Annotated in this window: 2 protein-coding genes; both read right to left on the bottom strand. The window is 41.8% G+C overall.

Annotated elements, in window-relative coordinates:
- Positions 1 to 264 precede the first annotated feature (264 nt).
- Positions 265 to 1,959 carry a cytochrome c oxidase subunit I gene (gene ctaD / locus F6K13_RS25165; RefSeq protein ID WP_124143029.1) on the bottom strand — a complete coding sequence of 565 codons (1,695 nt, stop codon included), beginning with the start codon at positions 1,957 to 1,959 and terminating at the stop codon, positions 265 to 267.
- Positions 1,960 to 1,995: 36 nt separating this feature from the next.
- On the bottom strand, positions 1,996 to 3,236 hold a 1,241-nt coding region (locus tag F6K13_RS25160), incomplete at its 5' end, for an AMP-binding protein (RefSeq protein WP_287288726.1).

Genomic DNA, 3,236 nt, shown 5'->3' with positions numbered 1-3,236 from the left:
TGATCGAACTATCCATGTTTTAATTCTCCTTTAATTTACTGGTTTTATCCTCGCTATAGTTGCCGTAGGTTGGGTTGAGGGGTCCCTCAACCCAACAGATGCATATTACAGACAGATATTTTTGTTGGGTTGCGCTTTCGCTTAACCCAACCTACTGGACTAAATTTGAGAGGAGCGAGAATCTCCTAGACGACTGCTATATTACAGACAAATATTTTTGTTGGGTTGCGCTTTCGCTTAACCCAACCTACTACTACCACCTAATTAATTAACAGGTTCGGGAACTTCTGCATGATGTCCATTGGGGTCATTAGAAGTCAAAGGTTCCGACTTACCATAACCGTAGGGTTCAGCAATAATTATCGGAATTTCTTCAAAATTCTCCACATCTGGTGGAGAAGAAATCATCCACTCTAAACCGATCGCTCGCCAAGGGTTAGCAGGTGCTTCCTTACCTTGTATCCAGGAACTGACAATATTTAAAATGAATGGTAAAGTAGACATTCCTAATAAAAATGCTCCCAGACTTGCAACCAAATTCCAAAATTCATACTCAGGTGCATAAGAAGAAACTCGGCGCAACATTCCCTGTAAACCTAATGGGTGCATGGGTAAAAAGTTGAGGTTAGTACCGATGAATGACAGCCAAAAGTGCAACTGTCCCAAACCTTCATAATACATTTTCCCAGTCATTTTAGGGAACCAATGGTAAATAGCAGCATACATTCCCATTGTTACCGTACCATAGAGAACGTAGTGGAAGTGACCGACAACGAAATAGGTATTGTTAACGTGAATATCTACCGGAACAGCAGAGAGCATAATGCCAGTAATACCAGCAAACACAAACATGATCAACCCACCCAAAGCAAATAGCATGGGAGTATTCAGTCTAATTTTTCCACCCCAAATAGTCGCCACCCAGGCAAATACCTTAATTCCAGTAGGTACAGAAACACACATAGTTGAAAGCATAAAAATCATCCGCATCCAGGGAGGAGTACCACTCGCATACATATGGTGTACCCAAACTAAACCACTTACCCCAGCGATCAGCATTGATGAAATTACCACCACTTTGTACCCGAATAGTGGTTTGCGACTGTAGACTGGGAATATTTCAGAAAAAATGCCGAAGATAGGCAAAATAATCACATAAACTGCGGGGTGGGAGTAAAACCAGAAAAAGTGCTGGAAGAGAACCGGGTTTCCTCCGTTGGCAGGATTAAAAAATCCAGTTCCCATTGTGATATCAAATAGTAACATCACTGCACCTGCTGTTAGTGCTGGCAGTCCGAACAATTGAATAATCTGAGCAGCAAATACTGTCCAAACAAAAGCTGGCATCCGGAAAAATGTCATACCAGGCGCTCGCATTCTCACAATAGTTGTGACAAAATTAACTGCCCCCATAATGGAGGAAACACCAGAAATGGCAACGGCAAGAATCCATAGTACCTGACCGTTGATTAAATTACCCGTGGGATTTTGTATACTTACTGGAGGATAGGCCCACCAACCTGACTGTGCGGGACCACCGGGAACAAAGAAACTAGCTATCATCAGGACGCCAACTACTGGCACCATCCAAAATGCAGCAGCATTTAGACGAGGAAATGCCATGTCTCGCGCCCCAATCATTATGGGTACGAGATAGTTTGCCAGACCAACTAAAGATGGGAATGTCCACAGAAACAGCATGATCGTGCCGTGCATGGTGAACATTCCGTTATAAATGGTGCGGTCTACAAGGTCTGATTCTGGTGTCATCAGTTCGCCACGAATTACCATGGCGAATATTCCACCTACTAGGAAAAATAGGAAAGAGGTAACTAGATATTGAATACCGATAACTTTGTGGTCGGTGCTAAAGCTGAAATATCGTCGCCAGTTAGGCGGTTGTTCGTGTTCTGGTTTTTCCGTGACATCACTGATGCCGTCAATTGTTATTTCTTTCATAAAATATTTTTTTCCTTGATATCTGCAAATAAAAATCTACTGCCATTTCTGAAGTGTAACTTCAGTCAATATCCCATTAAATTTACCCGCCTCAAATCTTTTTCTTAATTCCTGGCGCTGAATTTTACCGATCGCTGTTTTGGGAATTGTTTCTTTAGAAACCGGAATCAAGTAATTTGGACTCACGCCAATCTTTTCCACAATCTTATCCCGAATTTTCTGCATCAGGACTTGTAAGGAATTATCCTCAGTGTCAGTCGCACTGAAAAAGATTGCCAACTTATCAGTATTGTCCTCTGATTCTCTAACTGCACAAGCAGCAGTATAAGAGACTTCAATACCTGCAATTTCTTCTACGACTGCTTCAAGATCATGGCAATAATAGTTAGTACCACAAATAATAATCAAATCTTTCTGCCGTCCCGTAATAGTTAAACGCCCATCCTGGAGAAACCCCAAATCTCCAGTATTGAACCATCCATCCTGAGTGAAGGCGTTTTGGTTTGCTTCGGGATTTTGATAATACCCAGACATTACAGTTAACCCTTTAACTTGTAATCCGCCAATTTCCCCCTCTGAAACAACCTGATTTTGATCCTCGACAATTCGCAAATCAACTCCAGGAATTGGCGACCCAACTTCCACAAACAAATCATAATCTGTGGTGGAATCCAGGGAAAAATTATGGGAGAAAGTCACACCAGAAGAAACTTCTGCCATCCCCCAAGAAGGACACATCACCGTAGGAGCTAATCCGTGGGGTGCTAACAACTGCAAAAAACGCCGTGCTGTTTTTGTCACAATAGGTTCCGCTGCGTTTAAGAAAAATTTGATCGACGATAAATCCCATTGTCGTTTTGAGATAGTTTCAGCACAGTCATTGATTAAACTGTATGCAAAATTTGGGCCGAAGGCAATATTCACTTTAAACCGATCGATTAAATCTAGCCAAATTAGCGGTTCTTGCAAAAATAATTCAAAAGGAAAATGAATATGTTTGCTGCCTAAATAAACATCTCGAATGTGGAAATATACCAGTCCTCCTACATGATCGATTGGAACCCAATTCAAGCTAATATCTTTCCTGGTAAAACCATTCATTTGGACTGAACCCATTGTTTGACTCAGCAGGTTTCTGTGACTCAGTACCACTCCTTTTGGTATACCTGTACTCCCAGAAGTAAACATCATGACTGCCACATCATCCGGTTGACTAGAATGCCAGTTAGTATCAGGTTCATTCCCGCACAATTCCAGAACTATCGCAGGTGGGAAAA

The sequence above is a fragment of the Okeania sp. SIO2B9 genome (assembly GCF_010672505.1).
In the GTDB taxonomy this organism is placed as follows: Bacteria; Cyanobacteriota; Cyanobacteriia; order Cyanobacteriales; family Microcoleaceae; genus Okeania; species Okeania hirsuta.
This window is presented reverse-complemented; position numbering and strand designations above follow the sequence as displayed.